General features: G+C 72.9%; 14 protein-coding genes. 5 read left to right on the top strand and 9 right to left on the bottom strand.

Features of this window, described 5'->3' with window-relative positions; all coding sequences use genetic code 11:
• Positions 1-14: 14 nt before the first annotated feature.
• From HNR10_RS26975 to HNR10_RS26965, 3 genes are all read right to left on the bottom strand, one after another.
• Entirely contained in the window at positions 15-311 is a 297-nt protein-coding gene (locus tag HNR10_RS26975) for a DUF4193 domain-containing protein (protein WP_053619708.1), read from the bottom strand.
• A 464-nt stretch (positions 312-775) separates the two neighbouring features.
• Positions 776-2,026, bottom strand: a complete 1,251-nt coding sequence (locus tag HNR10_RS26970; protein WP_179828318.1) for a sensor histidine kinase — start codon at positions 2,024-2,026, stop codon at positions 776-778.
• Positions 2,023-2,676: a response regulator transcription factor gene (locus tag HNR10_RS26965; RefSeq protein ID WP_179828316.1), complete on the bottom strand. Its 654-nt coding sequence runs from the start codon at positions 2,674-2,676 to the stop codon at positions 2,023-2,025. The genes HNR10_RS26970 and HNR10_RS26965 overlap by 4 nt, the downstream gene beginning before the upstream one ends.
• Before the next feature lie 655 nt (positions 2,677-3,331).
• Here HNR10_RS26965 and HNR10_RS26960 point away from each other — a divergent pair.
• On the top strand, positions 3,332-3,496 hold the full coding sequence (locus HNR10_RS26960; RefSeq protein WP_179828314.1) for a hypothetical protein: 165 nt from the start codon (positions 3,332-3,334) through the stop codon (positions 3,494-3,496).
• A 332-nt stretch (positions 3,497-3,828) separates the two neighbouring features.
• On the opposite strand, the gene HNR10_RS26955 is transcribed toward HNR10_RS26960, so the two are convergent.
• The 3 genes from HNR10_RS26955 to HNR10_RS26945 form a co-directional block, all read right to left on the bottom strand.
• Positions 3,829-4,641, bottom strand: coding sequence for an inositol monophosphatase family protein (locus HNR10_RS26955; RefSeq protein WP_179828312.1), 813 nt, complete (start codon positions 4,639-4,641; stop codon positions 3,829-3,831).
• 28 nt (positions 4,642-4,669) lie between these two features.
• Positions 4,670-6,706, bottom strand: a complete 2,037-nt coding sequence (locus HNR10_RS26950) for a S9 family peptidase (RefSeq protein ID WP_179828309.1) — start codon at positions 6,704-6,706, stop codon at positions 4,670-4,672.
• Positions 6,707-6,890: 184 nt separating this feature from the next.
• The gene (locus tag HNR10_RS26945) at positions 6,891-7,910 is read right to left on the bottom strand and encodes a ferrochelatase (protein ID WP_179828307.1); all 1,020 of its coding nucleotides are present in this window, start codon (positions 7,908-7,910) and stop codon (positions 6,891-6,893) included.
• A gap of 151 nt (positions 7,911-8,061) precedes the next feature.
• Here HNR10_RS26945 and HNR10_RS26940 point away from each other — a divergent pair, with 151 nt between their 5' ends.
• On the top strand, positions 8,062-9,360 hold the full coding sequence (locus tag HNR10_RS26940; RefSeq protein ID WP_179828305.1) for a D-arabinono-1,4-lactone oxidase: 1,299 nt from the start codon (positions 8,062-8,064) through the stop codon (positions 9,358-9,360).
• A gap of 22 nt (positions 9,361-9,382) precedes the next feature.
• Here HNR10_RS26940 and HNR10_RS26935 read toward each other — a convergent pair whose 3' ends face one another.
• Positions 9,383-10,324 (bottom strand): ICP22 family protein, encoded by a 942-nt coding sequence (locus tag HNR10_RS26935; protein WP_179828298.1) that lies wholly within the window; start codon positions 10,322-10,324, stop codon positions 9,383-9,385.
• A 569-nt stretch (positions 10,325-10,893) separates the two neighbouring features.
• Between HNR10_RS26935 and sepH the strand changes: the two genes are divergently transcribed.
• Positions 10,894-12,237, top strand: coding sequence for a septation protein SepH (gene sepH, locus HNR10_RS26930; RefSeq protein ID WP_179828296.1), 1,344 nt, complete (start codon positions 10,894-10,896; stop codon positions 12,235-12,237).
• Between the two features lie 56 nt (positions 12,238-12,293).
• Here the strand turns inward: sepH and HNR10_RS31465 are convergent, their stop codons facing one another.
• Together HNR10_RS31465 and HNR10_RS26920 are read right to left on the bottom strand one after the other, a co-directional pair.
• Entirely contained in the window at positions 12,294-13,793 is a 1,500-nt protein-coding gene (locus tag HNR10_RS31465; protein WP_376769778.1) for a PH domain-containing protein, read from the bottom strand.
• A gap of 887 nt (positions 13,794-14,680) precedes the next feature.
• A complete protein-coding gene (locus tag HNR10_RS26920) occupies positions 14,681-15,268 on the bottom strand; it encodes a PH domain-containing protein (protein WP_179828286.1) in 588 nt (195 codons plus the stop codon).
• A 146-nt stretch (positions 15,269-15,414) separates the two neighbouring features.
• Here HNR10_RS26920 and HNR10_RS26915 point away from each other — a divergent pair, with 146 nt between their 5' ends.
• Together HNR10_RS26915 and HNR10_RS26910 are read left to right on the top strand one after the other, a co-directional pair.
• Positions 15,415-16,389: an ATP-binding cassette domain-containing protein gene (locus HNR10_RS26915; RefSeq protein WP_179828278.1), complete on the top strand. Its 975-nt coding sequence runs from the start codon at positions 15,415-15,417 to the stop codon at positions 16,387-16,389.
• Positions 16,386-17,216 carry an ABC transporter permease gene (locus HNR10_RS26910; RefSeq protein WP_179828270.1) on the top strand — a complete coding sequence of 277 codons (831 nt, stop codon included), beginning with the start codon at positions 16,386-16,388 and terminating at the stop codon, positions 17,214-17,216. Before HNR10_RS26915 ends, HNR10_RS26910 begins: the two co-directional genes overlap by 4 nt.
• Positions 17,217-17,366 lie beyond the last annotated feature (150 nt).

Genomic DNA, 17,366 nt, shown 5'->3' with positions numbered 1-17,366 from the left:
TCCGTCCCGTTCTGTCAGGCGCACTCCTTGCAGACCAGCTGGCCGGCGCGCTGCTCGGCGAGCTGACTGCGGTGGTGCACCAGGAAGCAGCGCGAGCAGGTGAACTCGTCGGCCTGACGCGGGAGCACGCGGACCGCGAGCTCCTCGCCGGACAGGTCCGCTCCGGGCAGTTCGAGCCCTTCGTTGGCCTCGTCGGGGTCGACGTCGATCGTGCCGGTGCCCTTGTCCACGCGCCGCGCCTGCAGCTCCTGGAGGCTGTCCTCGTTGATGTCCTCGTCAGTCTTGCGCGGGCTGTCGTAGTCGGTGGCCATCTCTGCTAACTCCATCCCCCTCGTTTAGTGCCTCGTCGCGCGGGTGTAACGCTTGAGAGACCTCTGTTGTGCCCGGATCGGTCGATGAGTTTTCCCGACATCGGTGAACCGTGCCCCCTCCCGGGCCACCGCTCACAGGTCAGCGGTACTTTTCGGCACCGTGACCGGAGACGGCCACGCACCGGCGGCCGCGCCCCGATCGGTTCCTCTCGTACTACCCAACGTCGGGTGTCCCGTAGACCTCGAAAACCCGTTTCCGCCCACTCCGGACAAGCGTGGAAGAAACCCCCGGCCATGGGCGAAAACAAAGACATGCCCACGTCAGGAGGTATTCCCTCCGTGTCCACGCCCGGGGAAGCATACCCACCCGGGGTCGACGCTCGTGACGCGGGTGGGCGTGTCTTCGGACACGTATAGATACCACGAAGCAGGCGCGAGTGCGATTCGGTGGGCCGCGGCCCGATTCACCGGCGCTCGGGGGCCTCGGGCGGAGCCAGCGGCAGACAGACGGTGATGACCAGCCCGCCGCCCGCGCGGGGCCACGCCGTCACGACGCCCTCGTGGGCGCGCACCACCGAGCGCACGATCGACAGGCCCAGCCCGGCGCTGCGGCCGGAGCCGACCCGGTCGCCCGATCCGCGCCGGAACGGCTCGAACAGGCCCTCGATCTCGTAGGCGGGGATGACCTTGCCGGAGTTCTCCACCTGGATCGCCGGCACGCCCTCGTACATGCCGCTGCGCACGGTGATCTCGCCGCCCTCGACGTTGTACTTGAGGGCGTTCTCCACCAGGTTGGCGGCCAGGCGCTCCAGCAGGACCGGGTCGCCGACCACGGCACCGGGGCGCAGGTCGCGGCGCAGCAGCAGCCCCGACTCCTCGATGTCCCCCGAGAGCTGGCTCAGGACCGTCTCCGCGACCTCGCCGAGGTCGACCCGGGTCCGCGACTCCAGCTCCCGGTCGCTCTTGGCCAGGAAGAGCAGGCCGTCGATGAGGCGCTCGTGCCGGGCGTTGGTCTCCAGCAGGGTCTGGCCGACGCTCTTGAGGTCCGGGGAGACCTCGGGGGCGCTGAGGGCGACCTCCAGCAGGGTGCGGTTGATCGCCAGGGGCGTGCGCAGCTCGTGCGAGGCGTTGGCGACGAAGCGGCGCTGGCCGTCGAAGGCCCGGTCCAGGCGCTCCAGCATGCCGTCGAAGGTGTCGGCGAGCTCGCGGATCTCGTCGTCGGGCCCGGACAGGGCGATGCGCTCGTGCAGGGAGCGCTCCGACAGCCGGCGGGCGATGCGCGTGATCTTCTGCAGCGGAGACAGGGCGCGCCCGGCCACCGCGTAGCCCAGGGCGACCGCGAGCAGGCCGACGAGGAACAGGGCGAGCAGGGAGAACCGGGTGACGTGGGTGAGCACCTCCTCGATGAGGTGGCGCTGGGCCAGCAGCTCCGCGGCGCCCTCCTCCGCCAGCAGGGCGTTGAGCAGGACCGCGACGATGAGGTAGTTGACCAGCACCAGCACGGACCCGGCCGCGAAGAACAGCATCCCGTAGATGAGCGTGAGCCGCGCGCGCAGGCTGAGGTTGTCGGTGAAGCGGTACACGCGTTCGGCGGCGGCGGAACGCTCGCCGCCCTCCCGGTCGGGCGAGGCGGTGTGCAGGCGGCGCCAGGTCCCGGTGTCGCCGGGGCGGGTGGGTTCGACCTGGTCCGGCTCGGCGCGCTCGCCCGGTCTCACAGCCGGTATCCGGCGCCGGGGACGGTCTGGATGACCGGCGGGTCGCCGATCTTCTTGCGCAGGGTCATGACGGTGACCCGCACGACGTTGGTGAAGGGGTCGGCGTTCTCGTCCCAGGCCTTCTCCAGCAGCCCTTCGGCGCTGACCACGGTCCCCTGGGCGCGCATGAGCACCTGCAGGACGGCGAACTCCTTGGGGGTGAGGGGGATCTCGCGGCCGTCGCGGTGCACGCGGTGGTTGGCCGGGTCGAGCGTGATGCCGTGCCGCTCCAGAACGGGCGGCAGCGGCGGCGCCGAGCGGCGGCCCAGGGCGTGCACGCGGGCGATGAGCTCGGCGAAGGCGAAGGGCTTGGCGAGGTAGTCGTCGGCGCCGATGGTCAGGCCCTCGACCTTGTCCTGGACGCCGCCGGAGGCGGTGAGCATCAGGATGCGGCCGGTGTAGCTCTCCTCGACCAGGGTGCGCGCGACGTCGTCACCATGGGTTCCGGGCAGGTCGCGGTCGAGCACGATCACATCGTAGTCGTTGACCGCGGTGTGCTCCAGGGCCGTGTCGCCGTCGTAGACCACGTCCACGGCCATCGCCTCGCGGCGCAGTCCCAGGGCCACGGCGTCGGCCAGAACCCGTTCGTCTTCGACCACGAGTACGCGCACGTTGTCCTTCTCGAGCGTTGGTGCCTGGGAAAAAAGGGGGCCGCTGCCGGCGCATCCCCCAACACACCGGCAGCGGCGTTCTTGGTCCCGGCCGCGTCAACCGTTGTCTCATATGCGGAGTAAGGAGACGGTAAACCACCGTCTTCCTCCTCCGCCCGGAGATCGGGCGTCGGCCGGGAGCTTCACAGCTCCCTTCGTGCACGGGGAGCCGCCGCCGACGAATCCCCCAACCGTCGGCAGCGACGTATCCCCGCACATCTCAAAACTGACACATCAAGAATAAGAAACAAGTAAGCACAGGGCGCAACCGGAGAATGTGTGATGGGACACCATGGACCCGCCCTTGGTACGGGCCGCGGCGGTCCGTCGCCCACCGAACACCGGAACCCCGGTGACGACGGCGTTTCCGGACTCCGGAACCGGACCGGCGCGCGCGGTCGATCACGGAAGGATCACGCGCGGGGGGCGGTGGTTTGACGTGAGTCACAGTGCGGTACAGGTAGGGGACGCACGCGTGGACCCCGGCCGGACCGGTCGGGACGCGACGGGCACGCGCACAGGGACGTGCCGGCCCTGCGCACACGCGTCGGCGTACACACACGGATGCACACCGGTGCGGCGAGCCGTACCGGTGCCTACCCCTGGAAGAGGTGTCATGGGCGAGTTCCTCGCGGAGATGAAGGTCCGCATCAACGAGACCTACCGTTCGCTCCAGTCGGCCCAGGCCGCCGGAGACGACCACCTCGCCGACACGCACGCCGCGGAACTGGAGGACCTGTACCGCATCGCGGCTCGCAACGGCGTCGACACCCACTGCTGACGTCCCTCCGTCGGCACCGCCCGGATCCCGAGGGACCGGGACGGATGAACGGATGAGGGGCGGGGAGCGGCTTTCGCCGCTTCCCGCCCCTCGTGCTTTTTTGGGGCCTCCGCCTGTGTTTTCTTCGGGCCTCCGCTCGTTCCTCGCTTCGGCTACGCCCTCGGCCTGCAGAACACTGGCGCGCCCCTCGCGAACCCCCCAGTGGCTGAGGCACCCTGACCGGCCCACCTCTCACCCCCGGGGCTGACGCAGGACCATGCGTGCACGTCCAACCCCTTGGGGTGCGGGCGGGGGCCTTCTGGGGTACGGGTGGTGGCGCTGTGGAGGGGCCGTCAGCCGTCGGTGTCGGCCCCCAGCGGCGCCAGGAGCTCCGCCAGCTCCTCGTAGAGCCCGGGGCGGGCGGCGATGACCAGGTCCTCACTGGGCGGCCCGCCGTGCGGCCCTCCCAGCCTCAGGCCCGCCTCGGTGGCGACCAGGCCGGGCGCGGACCAGTCCCAGGCGTGCAGGCCGCGTTCGTAGAAGGCGTTGTAGCGGCCCGTGGCCAGGCCGGTGAGGTCGACCGCGGCCGACCCTCCCCGGCGGATGTCACGGATGTGCGGGATGACCTCCAGCAGCACCCGTGCCTGCTGGACGCGCCGCTCGGGGAAGTAGCCGAAGCCCGTGGCGACCAGGGCCCGGTCCAGGGGCACGGCGTCGGGGGCGCGCAGCAGCTCGCCGTCGCGCCGGGCGCCGCCGCCCCGGACCGCCTCGAACATCTCCCCGCGCGAGGGGATGTTGACGGCCGCGGCGACCACGACCCCGTCCACCTCGGCGGCGATCGCCACACCCCAGTCGGGGCTGCCGTAGAGGTAGTTGACGGTCCCGTCGATGGGGTCGACGACCCACCGCACCCGGCTGGTGCCGGCGTCGTCCCCGCCCTCCTCTCCCAGGACCGCGTCGTGGGGGCGCTGCGCCAGGAGCCGGGCCCGGATGAGCTCCTCGGTGGCGCGGTCCATCTTGGTGACGACGTCCGTCGGGCTCGACTTGGTGTCGAGCACGGTGATACCCGCCTGCCCCTCGGCCGCGAGCGCCCCCGCCTCCGCGGCCACGGTCACGGCGAGGTCGCGCAGGGCCTCGGGGTCTGGTGCTGACTGGGTGGTGCTCACGTGGTCTCTCCCGGTCGTGGCTGGTGGGTCACAGCAGTTCCGGCCTGGCCCACTCCTTGCCGTGGACGTGGTGGTCGAGGAACGCGAAGATGGTCTCGTACCAGATCCGCGCGTTCCCCGGGCTCAGGATCCAGTGGTTCTCGTCGGGGAAGTACAGGAACTTGGCGTCGACCTCGTGCAGGAGCAGGTCGCGCCACAGGCGTAGCCCCTCGGAGATCGGCACGCGGTAGTCCTTGTCACCGTGGATGACGAGCATGGGCGTGCGGATGCGGTCGGCGCTCAGGTGCGGCGAGTTGAGCTCGTAGCGCTCGGGCCGGGCCAGCGGTGTGCCGAACTCGCGCTCCCACACCGGCGGGTAGTCGGTGACGGCGCTGAATCCGTGCAGGGCCCACAGCGAGGCGTGGGAGACGATGGCGCGGAACCGGTCGGTGTGCCCGGCGATCCAGTTGGCCATGTAGCCGCCGAAGGAGCCGCCCATCATGGCGGTGCGCCCGGCGTCGACGTCCTCGCGCGCCTCGGCCGCGTCGGTGATCGCCATGACGTCGGCGTGGGTGCGCGGCCCCCACTGTCCCCAGGCCCGGCGGAGCATGTCCTGGCCGTAGCCGGTGGACAGGGCGGGGTCGGGCAGCAGGACGGCGTAGCCCCGCGCGGCCAGCAGCCACGGGTTCCAGCGCCAGGACCAGCCGTTGAAGCTCATGTAGGGGCCGCCGTGCACCCAGAGCATGAGCGGGGCGGGCGAGTCGGCGGAGGCCTCCTCGGGCAGGACCAGCCAGGAGCGGATCCGGGTGCCGTCGTCGGCGGTCGCCTCGATCTCGGTGAGCGTGCCCGGCATGGTGAGGTCCGAGCCGGGGGTGCGCAGGTGGACGGGTTCGCCGTCGGCGGTGGCGGCGTCCAGGCGCACGGGGGCGGGCGGCGCGTCCCAGGCGTCGCGCAGGGCGAAGACGTGGCGCCCGTCCGGCGAGGGGTTGAGCGCGCTGTAGGCGCCGTGGTCGCCGGTGATCCGGGTGAGGGACCCGTCGGCGAGGTCGATCCGGAAGACGGGGCGGCGCCCGTTCTGGTCGGCCGCCATGAACACGGCGGAGGAATCGGCGGCGAAGGCGTAGTCGCGCGGCCAGAGCTCGTGCCCGGCGAGGAGGTCGCGGCCCTCCCCGGTGGCCAGGTCCACCAGCCAGAGCGTGTGGTCGCGGGGCTCGCCGTCGTAGTCGCCCTGGAAGCCGCGCTGGAGCAGGACCGAACGGCCGTCCGGGGACACGAGGGGGCCGCCGAACTCGTGGTCGGGGTCGCCGGCCAGGGTCGTGCGGTCGCCGGTGGCGGTGTCGATGGCGACGACGTCCTCGCGGGTGGCGCCGCGCTCGGTGGGCACCGACCACCCGGTGACGAGGGTGGCGCCGTCGGGGGTGAGGGCGGGGCCCGAGCCCAGCAGCGCCAGGCCGGCGCCGGGGGTCAGGTCGCGGGGCTCGCCCAGGCGGGCGTCGTCGTCGGCCGGCGGGTCGGCGACGAAGTAGCGGGGGTGGTCGGGGCCGATGTCGCTGTCCCAGGAGCGGACCGGGAGCGCCTCGTGCAGGATGGCGGTGACCCCGGCCTCCTCACGGGCCTTGCGGGCCTCGGCGTCGGAGTCGGCGTCCTCGCTGTCGGGCAGGACGTCGGAGGCGAAGGCCACCAGGCCGGAGTCGCGGGCCACGGTGAAGGCGCCGACCCCGCCGGGCCGGGAGGCCACCTGGCGGGCCTCGCCGCCCTCCGCGGGGAGCAGCCACAGGGCGGACTTGGGCTTGTCCTCCGGCTTGGCCTCGGGGTCCTGGCGGCCGGTGGTGAACAGGACCGATCCGTCGGGGAGGAAGTCGGCGACGGACTCGCCCCTGGTGGAGCGGGTCAGGCGCCGCGGCGCGCGCCCGCCCTCGGACTCCGTTCGGACGTCGATCTCCCACAGGGCGCTGCGGAAGGACGTGGCATCGGGGGCCAGGCCGCTGACGGGAGCCACCAGACGGGTTCCGTCGGGTGAGAGGCGCAGCCCGTTGACGCGGCGCAGTTTGAGGTATTCCGGTAGTTCATACCAGGAACGAACCAAGACGAGTCTCCTGAACCGTCGACGTGTGTTCTGGGGCGACTCTATAGGGCTCCCTACAGCGCTTCCCCGTGGCGGCGGCCGAGTACCGACGCCCGTCGAGCGGCGGTGTCAGCAGCGTTTACCCACTGTGCCACACGCCACTCGGAGCGCCGCCGGCCCGGCCCCCGGCCGGGCCGCGCGGCGGTCAGCGGTCGCAGGTGCACTCCGCGCAGCGGGACAGGGTGCCCAGCCGGCGGCGTTCGGCCGCCTCGGAGTACTCGCGGACCAGGTCGCTCACCATGGAGACGAACGCGGGGTGGGTCCCCGGACTGAGCGCCCGCTGGTAGCCCAGTCCGAGCTTCTCCGCGGTCTCGCGCGCCTCCACGTCGAGGTCGAACTTGACCTCCATGTGGTCGGAGACGAAGCCGTGCGGCACGACCACGACGGCGGGCACGCCCTCGGCGGCCAGCTCCTCGATGCGGTCGTTGACGTCCGGCTCCAGCCACGGCTGGCTCGGCGGGCCGCTGCGGCTCTGGTAGACGACCTCGTGGGGGTAGTCGCGGTCGAGCCGGTCCACGACCAGGCGGGCGACCTCGGCGAGCTGGTCGCCATAGACGCCCTGGGCGCCGAACCCCTGCTCGGGACCGCCCGCGGCCTCGGCCATGGCCGTGGGGATGGAGTGCGCGGAGAAGAGCAGGCGCACGCCCTCCCGCTGGTCGGCGGGCAGCGCGTCGAGGGCCGCCCGGGTGTGCTCGACGAGGGGCTCGACGAACCCAGGATGGTCGTAGAAGGGGCGGACCAGGTCGACCTCGGGCGCGTCCTCGCCCAGGGCGGCACGGGCCCGGGCGATGTCCTCCACGTAGGCGGTCCGGCTGGACCAGTTGCAATAGGCGGAGGTGGGCACGGCGAGGACGCGGCGGACACCGTCCTCGCGCATGCGCGCCAGGGTGTCGGCGAGCATCGGCGCCCAGAACCGGTTGCCCCAGTAGACGGGCAGGTCGATCCCGCCCTCGGCGAAGTCGGCGGTGATCGCGGCGATCAGGTCCCTGCACTGCTGGTTGATCGGACTCACCCCGCCGAAGCGGAAGTAGTGCTCACCGACCTCGGCCAGTCGCTCGCGGGGGATGTTGCGCCCGCGGGTGACGTTCTCCAGGAACGGGATGACCTGGTCCTCACCCTCAGGGCCACCGAAGGAGATCAGCAAAAACGCGTCGTAAGGCCTCATGGACCTTATGAAACCAGCTCCGAGGGGCCCGCTCGCTCGACCCCCCGCCCCGGTGCGCCGTGTTCTGCGCCTCTTCTCCGGTCTCGGCCGGCGCGGACCGTGCCCCGCCGCCTCTGGCCCTGGAAGTGACTCATGGGTAATGTCGCGTGGCATGACAGATGTGCTCTGGAACACATGGGCCGACACCTACCAGGCCCGCCCCCGGCGGACGGCGGCGCCGGGCAGTACCCGCGACGTCGTCTCGGCGGTCGCCTCCGCCGCCGACGACGACCTGCGGGTCCGGATGGTCGGCTCCGGCCACTCCTTCACCGACGTGGCCGTCACCGACGGCCTGCTGCTCTCCCCCACCTCCCTGACCGGGCTGCGCGCGGTCGATCCGGACGCCGGAACGGCCACCGTCGAGGCCGGGCTCCCCCTGTGCGACTTCAACGACGCTTTGGCCGAGCACGGTCTGGCGCTGGCCAACATGGGCGACATCGCCGTCCAGACCATGGCCGGCGCGGTCCAGACGGGAACGCACGGCACGGGCCGCGACGCGGGCGGCCTGGCCTCGCAGGTGGTCGGACTGGAACTGGTCCTGGCCGACGGTTCGGTCGTGGAGTGCTCGGCCGAGCAGGAACCGGACCTGTTCCACTCCGCCCGGGTGGGGCTGGGGGCGTTCGGGGTGGTCACGGCGCTGACCATGGCGGTGCGGCCCGCGTTCCTGCTGCACGCCAGAGAGGAGCCGATGCCCCTGGACGAGGTGCTGGAGCGCCTGCCCGAGCTGCGCGCCGACAACGACCACTTCGAGTTCTTCTGGTTCCCCCACACCGGCAGCACCAACACCAAGCGCAACAACATCAGCAAGGGCCCGGCCCGGCCGCTGGCCCCGTGGCGGGCGTGGCTGGACGACGACTTCCTGTCCAACACCGTCTTCGACCGGGTCAACCGGCTGTGCCGCCGCTTCCCGGGTGCGGTGCCCGCGGTGAACCAGGTCAGCGCACGGGCGCTGTCGGCGCGCGAGTACACCGACGCGTCCCACCGGGTGTTCGCCTCGGTGCGCGACGTCCGATTCGTGGAGATGGAGTACGCGATCCCCGCCGAGCACGTCGCGGACGTGCTGCGCGAGGCCCGGTCGATCGTCGACCGGCGCGGCCACCGGGTGAGCTTCCCGGTGGAGGTGCGCTTCGCCCCGGCCGACGACGTGTGGCTGTCCACCGCCTACGGGCGGGACACGGCCTACGTGGCGGTGCACATGTACCAGGGCACGCCCTACGACGCGTACTTCGCCGACCTGGAGGCGGTGTTCACGTCCGTGGGCGGCCGTCCGCACTGGGGGAAGATGCACACCCGCGACCGCGACTACCTGGAGGGCGTGTACCCGCGGCTGGGCGACGCCCTGGCCGTGCGCGAGCGCGTGGACCCGGACCGCCGTTTCGGCAACGCCTACCTCGACCGGGTGTTCGGCTGAGGGCACCGGGCCCCGCACGTCGTCATCCGGTGGCGGGCACGTCCTCCGGGACCACGACGGACTCCTGCCCGTCCCCGGTCCCGGGGTCGGTGGTCTGGTCCCCGCCCTCGGTTCCGCCGTCCTCGGGCGGGGCGGTGGCGCCGGGGTCCGGCTGCTCCTCCGGATCGGCCTGCTCCTCCTGGCCGTCCTGGCCGGTGTCGCCCTCGGCGGGGGCCTCGCCGGTCGTCGCGGTGTCGTCGGGGGCCTGGGTCGCCGGCGGGGGCGCGGTCCGGTCGCCGGTGGTGCCGGTGTCCTGCTCGGGGCTCTGTCCCGTGTCGGTGGAGCCGGCGTCATCCTGTTCCTGCGTGACGTGCGTGCCGCCGAGCAGGGAAGGGGAGGTCTGCTCGTCGACGCCGTTGGTCCACGCGGTCAGGGAGCGGCCGGTGAGCAGCTCGAAGGCCAGGATCACCAGCATGACCAGGACGAAGACCACGACGGCGGGGATGACGACGCCGCGCCAGGTCGGGCGCGGGCGGGCCGGGGTGCCGGTGCCGTCCGGACCGTCCTGGCCGTGCCGACCGTCGGGGCCGCCGGGTCCGGGGCCGTCCCCGACCACGGGCAGGGCCATGGTGCGCGTGGCGTCCACGGGGACCGCCGCGCCGCGCGCCGCCCGGGTGGAAGAGGCGGCCGCCGGAGCGGCATCGCCCGCCCTGACCCTCCCGGCCAGCTGCCGGGCCTGCTCGCCGCCGCGGGAGAACCAGTGCTGGAGCAGGGGGCTGGCGACGGTGCTGAGGATGGCGATGACGGCCGCCCCGATGACCGTGCCGTAGACGTTGAGGTAGGAGGCGGCCGTGGCCGCGGTCAGCGTGGCGGCTCCGGCGCCCGCGACCTGGGACAGGCTCAGGTCGATGCGCTTGCCGGCCTCCCCGCCGCCCTCCCCCGTCCCCTGGTCCCCGTGGTCCCCGTCGTGTCCGGTCCGACCCATCCGGTCGTCCTCCCTCTGTTTCGCCCGCGCGAGAGCGCGGTGGGGGTGTCGGTGAGCGGGCGCCTGGCGAGACGAATGACTCGTGTGACCCAATGGCCACATAACGCCCATAGACGGATAACTCAGACTAAGTGCCCTCGGGTTCCAGTCACGCCAGGTCACCACAAGCATCACTTTTCGAGATCCACCGGCGTGTCGGTTTGCCACGAGGGCGATCCATCATGTAGCCCAAGCGGTCCGAGATCGGAGTTTTTCCCGGACCTGGGGCGATTCGGGGGTCGAGCGATACCATCACCGCGGAGCCTTCACACGGGAACGACGACATTCCCGACGACCGCTCCCCGTCACCGACGGATCCGCGTGTCAAGATTGGCACCGGAAGCGACCGTGAGCGCTCCGGACATCCGGGGCGGCTCCCACCGCGGCGAACGCCGCGGACGGGGAGGCGGGCACACAGTTCGGACATGCCGGGCGCGGTACTGGCCGAACCGTTGTCGGCCGACCAGACTTGGAGAACGCGGGGGCCCGGTCGTGCGACCGGTCCTCGACGGGACGCGAAAGGGAGGGCGATGCACGAGCTTCGCCTCGTGGCCGTGAGCGAGGACGGCACCTACCTGGTGCTCGCCAGCACCGGCCGTGGAACCCGTTTCATGCTGCCCGTCGACGACCGCCTCCGCGCCGCTGTACGCGGCCAGTTCTCCCGGCTCGGCCAGTACGAGATCGAAGTGGAGAATCCGTTGCGCCCCAAGGAAATCCAGGCCCGCATCCGCTCCGGCGAGACCGCGGAGGCCATCTCCGAGATCTCCGGCATACCGATCGAACGGGTCCGCTGGTTCGAGGGGCCCGTCCTGCAGGAGCGCGAGTACATCGCCCAGCAGGCCCAGCGGGCGACCGTGCGCTCGCACGGCGACGCCGCGCCCGGCCCGTCCCTGGGGGAACTCGTCACCAAGCGGATCGGTGCCCACCAGCTGGAGACCGGGGACGCCGAGTGGGACTCGTGGAAGCGCGAGGACCGCACCTGGCAGCTCAAGCTCGTCTACCTCCACGGTGGGACCGAGCGCGTCGCGCACTGGCTGTACGAGCCCAGACACAACAGCGTCTCCCCCGCCGACGAGGAGGCCGCCAGATTCTCCTCCGCCGATCCACTGGACCCGGTCCCCGCGCCCGGCGCCAACGTCACACCGTTCATGCCGCGCCGCGGTGAGGTCGCCGAACCGCCGCGCGGGGACACCGCGCCCCCGGTCGACCGCCGCGTCGACGCCGGCGCGTCCCGGCCCTTCGCCCGGGACACCCCGCTGGACGACCCGCTGCGCAGGGCGGCCGACCCCAGCGTCGAACGCGAGCGCGAGACCGGCCACGCCCGGTACGGAGCCGGCCCCGACCAGGCCCGCGACACGGACCGCCCCCGGCGCAGGCCGCTGGACCCGGTACACGAGGAGGCCCCTGGCCCGCGCGCCGCCGAGCACCGGTCGCCCGATCGGTTCGAGCGCCGTGTCGGACCGGCCGCGGAGTCCGACCGGACCGCGTCCGCCGACCAGCGCCGCGACGACCGCGCCACCGAACCCCCGCCCGCCGCCCCGGCCGCCCAGGCCGAGCCGCAGGTCCCGCAGCGGCCGCGCCGCCGCCCCGCGCCGGACTGGCCCCAGGACGGCCCGCCCGCCCGCCACGAGGAGTCCGCGCCGCCCGCGGCCGAGACGCCCGCTCCGGCCCGCCCGGCCCGCCGCCGGCGGGCCACCATCGACCTCAACGATGCCGGGGCCGCGCCCCGGCGCGCGTCCCCCGAGCCGCCGCCGGTCGCCGCCCCGGCCGCCGGAGCCGCCGAACCGGCACCCGCCAAGCGCAAGGGGCGCGGCCGACGCGCCTCGGTCCCCTCCTGGGACGAGATCATGTTCGGTTCCAAGAAGGGCGAGTAGGGGCGGGGCGAGGCCCCACTGGGAACGACGAGGGGTGACCGCGGCACGGCCGCCGGTCACCCCTCCGCCGTGTCCGCGCTCCCCTGCGCACCGTCCCGCGGCCGCACCAGGAACGGACGCACGATCTCGGGGGTGACACCGGCGGCGAAGGCCACCGAACGGCGCTGGGAGGCGTCCATGGCGGTGTAGCCGCCGTCGCCCGCGCCCACGGTCACCTGGAGGTCGGCCAGGCCGGCACGCCGCTGCGGGAGGGTCTGCGTCCAGGTCCACCCGATCACGGCCGAGCGCTCGACGGTGGCCTGGCGGCGGCGCAGCGAGCCGGAGCGCACGCTCACCATGGCCCCGTCGTAGCCGTGGCCCAGGGAGCGGTACCGGTCGAGCCCGAGGACCACGCCCAGCGCGGCGAGCACCGACGCGACCACCACCAGCCACGTCCACTGCGCCGTCAGGCCGACACCGGCCAGGACCGCGAACGGGCCCACGGCGCGCACCCAGCGCCGGTACAGCGCCGCGCGCGGATGGCGGACGAGCGGTCCCCGGAAGGGCGTCAGCGCCCGGGCCAGCACCGCGTCGACCGTGGCTCGGGGGCCGATCGGCAACAGGACGGCCCGGTTGGCGGTGTCGCCGAGCCCGGTGACGATGGCCCGCAACCGCACCGCCCGGCGGGTGCGCTCCAGGGGGTTGTCCAGGAGTTCGTGGCCGCGGATCCGGCGCTTCTCCAGGGTCACGCTGCGCCGGGTGAACAGGCCCCGCTCGGCGACCAGCGACCCGTCGCGCTCGCGGAGGGAGAAGCCCCAGTGGGTGAACGCGTACGAGACCACCGCGAACACCGGCATCAGCAGCACCAGCACGCCCGCGGCACCCGCCGACAGCGCTGTGAGCATGCCGCGGTCGGTGGTGGTCACCCACTCCAGCACGTAGTCGGCGGCCTGGTCGCCCGCCGCCTGCTGGACCACGCCGAACAGGGTCGCCAGCACGGCGAAGGGCGTGAGCAGGTAGGCAAGGCTCAGCGCCCCGTACAGGTACCAGGACGGCCGCATCGAGAAGTGGGTCACCGTACCGTCGGCCGCGGCACCGGGTTTCGTCCGGGCGGAGTCCCCGGCACCGGCACCCGCGGTGCCCGGCGCGGGCGCGGCCGCGCCGTCGGCGAGCACCGCCCGGCGGTCCAGCAGCACCCGGCGCAGCCGTTCCGCCTCGGCGGCGTCCACGGCGTCGAGCTTGCCGTCCTCGCTGCCGCCCGCACCGGCGGCGGCCTCGATGCGCACGACCGCCACTCCGAGCAGCCGGTGCAGCAGGGTGCTGGTCACGTCCACGCCCCGCACCCGTTCCAGGGGGATGGTGCGGCGCGAGCGCCGGACGAGCCCGCTGCGGATCTCCAGGCGCTCCTCGCCCACCTCGTAGAAGACGGTCCGCCAGGTCACCAGGCCGCCCGCAAGCAGGGCGACCACTGCGGCGGCGCTGGCCCCGATCACCCACGGGTTGAAGCCGCCGACGACCAGGCCGACGGCGATCGGCACGACCAGGTTCCGGAGCTGGTTGATCGGGCCGACGACCATGCTGCGCGGGCTGAGCCGGCGGGCGGGTTCGGCCGTGGCGAACCCGGAGTCCCCCTCGCCCCACCAGTCACGCGCGGAGACCTGATCGACCGCGCCGCCAGGTGCATCCGCATCATCGGACGCGGATGCTCCGCCAGGCCCGGGCACGCCGCCAGGGGCAGGTGCGCCACCGGACGCGGGTGCGCCACCTGAGGCAGGTGCGCCGCCGCGTGTCTCCGCGTCACCAGGCGTTCCCGCGTCACCAGGCGCAGGTGCGTCACTGGACGCGGGTGCGCTGTCGGGGGCAGATGCCCCGCCGGGAGCGGATGCGCCGCGAGGGGCAGGTGCGCCACCGGACGCGGGTGCGCTGTCGGGGGCAGGTGCCCTGCCAGGTGCAGGTGCCCCGCCGGGAACAGGCGCGCCACCTGGCGCGGGTGCGCTGCGAGGGGCCGGTGCGTCATGGGGAGTCTCCGCGCCACCGGGCGCTTCCGCGTCACCAGGCGCAGACGCGCCGTCTGACGCAGGGACTCCGCCGGGCGCCGGTGCGGCACCGGGGACAGACGCCCCGCCAGGCGCAGGCACCCCACCGGGGGCAGGCGCGCCGCCAGGGACTGATGTGCTGCCGGACGCGGGTGCGCCGCCGTGTGTCCCTGCGTCGCTGGGCGCCTCCGCGGCATCAGGTGCAGGTGCGTCGTCGGGGGTGGGTGCGCTGCCGGGTGTCCCTGCGTCACCTGAGACAGGTGTGCCACCGCGTGTCTGTGCGCCACCTGAGGCAGGTGCGTCGTCGGGGGTGGGTGCGTCGCCGCGTGACCCGGTCCTGGCGTGCCGACTGGGCGTGCTGCCGGGCGCGACCCAGCCGCCGCCCTCCTGGTCCCGCGGCGGCCGGGGCCGTGCGCCGTCGTCGTCCATCAGGTGGCGTCACCCCGCAGTGCTCCGGCCCGCACGGCCAGCTGCTCACTCAACGCGCGCGCCTCCTCTTCGTCCAGCCCCTCGATGCTGGAGGACCCGGCGAACGACGCGGTCTGCACCTTCAGTGTCGCGACGCCGAAGAGCCGCTCCAGCCACCCCTGCGTGTGGTCGACGGTCTGCAGCCGGTTGATCGGGACGAACTGCCATGTCCGGCTGACCCAGCCCTCCCGGGTGTAGATCACGTCGTCGGAGACCTCCCAGCGGTGCACGCGGTACCGCCAGGAGGGCACGATCGCGACCTGCAGCAGCGCGTACACGCCGTAGGCCAGGGGCGCCTTCCAGGCGTGCTCGCGCGCCCAGTCCGGCACCCAGCCCCAGCCCAGCGCGGAGACCGCCCAGGCCGCCGCGGAGAGCAGGACGAGGTTGAACAGCGAGCCCAGGAGCAGCCGCAGCGTCCAGACGCCCACCGCCCTGGGACTCACCCGGCGCAGCGGAGGACGCAGCTCGGCCACGTCCTCGCCCTCGGCTCCGGGGTCCGGCGCGGGTCCGCCGGGAGGGGGAATCGGGTCGTGGGGAGGCGTGTTCATCACGTGGACGATTCTAGGGCCCGGCCCGCCGCCTCCCCGTGGCGCCGGCCACGCGTGTGTCCGAAACCCGCGGTCCGCACGCCTGTGTCAGCGATTTGTCAGACCCTGTCGGCACACTTGGGACAGACATGGAAAATGGAGGATTGATGACTCACGCCATCCGCGCGGAAGGCCTGGTCAAGCAGTTCAAGGGCAAGCGAGCCCTGGACGGTGTCGACCTGACGGCCACAACGGGGGCCGTGCTGGGCGTACTCGGTCCCAACGGCTCCGGCAAGACGACCACCGTGCGCATCCTGTCCACACTCCTGCAGCCCGACGAGGGCCGTGCCGAGGTCGGCGGGTTCGACGTGGTCCGTCAGCCGCACGAGGTCCGCCGCCTGATCGGGCTGACCGGACAGTACGCCGCGGTCGACGCCGAGCTGAGCGGCACCGAGAACCTCGTGCTCATCGCCCGCCTGCTCGGATTCGGACGGTCCCAGGCACGGGCGCGCTCCACGGAGCTGCTGGAGCGCTTCGAGCTCTCCGACGCCGCCGGGCGCCCGGCCAAGACCTACTCCGGCGGCATGCGGCGCCGCCTCGACCTGGCGGCCAGCCTGGTCGGCCGGCCCGCCCTGCTCTACCTGGACGAGCCCACCACCGGTCTGGACCCGCACAGCCGCAACGGTCTGTGGGACGTGGTGCGCGGCCTGGTGGACGACGGAGTGACCGTCCTGCTCACCACCCAGTACCTGGAGGAGGCCGACCAGCTCGCCGACGACATCATGGTGCTCGACCACGGCAGGGTGATCAGCCAGGGCACGCCCGAGCAGCTGAAGAACCACGCCGGCAACCAGGTGCTGGAGCTGCAGACCGTCGAGCACGAGCAGCTCTCCCTGGCCACGAAGATCATCGAGGCCGTCACCAGCAGCCCGGTGACCTCCGACGCCGTGCGCGCCCGCGTGCCCGTGACCGACGCCGCCGTGCTCCCCGAGGTCGTGCGGCGCCTCGACGAGCAGGGTGTGGCCGTCGCCGAGCTGTCGCTGCGCAAGCCGAGCCTGGATGAGGTCTTCCTCGCCCTGACCGGCCACACCGCCGACGAAGAGACCGCGGGAGCCACCGCGAACGAAGGGAACAGAGCATGAGCGCGGTGACGAGCCCGTCGCGGTCCGACCTGCCCGCGGGAGCGCCGGCGGCGCCCGGAAGCATCACGCCGATCAGCACCGTGCAGAACGGCCTCCAGCTGGCCTGGCGCAGTGTCCTGAAGATCAAGGCCAACCCCGAGGAGGTCCTCGGGCTCACGTTCATGCCGATCATGTTCGTGACACTCTTCGTCTTCGTCTTCGGACAGGCGATGATGGGCGACTGGCAGACCTACCGCGACTTCCTGATGCCCGGCATCATCGCGCAGTCGGTCGTCTTCGCCACGCTGGGAACCGGTTTCGCCCTGTGCCAGGACGTGGAGAAGGGCATCTTCGACCGGTTCCGGTCACTGCCCATCGCACGGTCGGCGCCGCTGATCGGGGCGATCCTGGGCGACCTGGTCCGCTACTCCATCACCGTGGTGATGGTGCTGGTGGTGGGTCTGGCGATCGGCTTCCGGCCCGAGGGCGGGGTGCTCGGGGTGCTCGCCGCCTCGGCGATCGTCCTGGTGTTCGCGTTCGCGCTGTGCTGGATGTCGGCGTTCGTCGGCATGATGGTGCGCACCCCGATGGCCGTGCAGAGCTTCGGGATGATCCTGATGTTCCCGCTGACCTTCGGCAGCTCGGCGTTCGTGGACCCGCAGACCATGCCCAGCTGGATGCGGGTCGTGGCGGAGAACAACCCCGTCACGCACCTGGTGGACGCCATGCGCGGCCTCATGCTGGGCGGCGACGTCGCGGGGCCGGTGGCCTGGACCCTGCTGTGGTCGGCCATCTTCGTCGCGGTGTTCTTCCCGCTGGCGGTGTGGGCCTACCGGCGCCGCACCTGAGCGGACGCCCCCGCGATCGGTGACCTCGGGGGCGTGGGGCCCGGCACCGCGAGGCGGCGCCGCACCGATCGGTGCGGCGCCGCCTTTTCGCTGTGCGGCCCCCTGCGCGGCCCCCTGCGCGGCCCCCTGCGCCCGCGCGGATCGGCCCTC

It is taken from the genome of Nocardiopsis aegyptia (assembly GCF_013410755.1).
Classification (GTDB): Bacteria; Actinomycetota; Actinomycetes; order Streptosporangiales; family Streptosporangiaceae; genus Nocardiopsis; species Nocardiopsis aegyptia.
The sequence above is the reverse complement of the archived record's forward strand: the minus strand, read 5'-3'. Positions and strand labels throughout refer to the sequence as shown.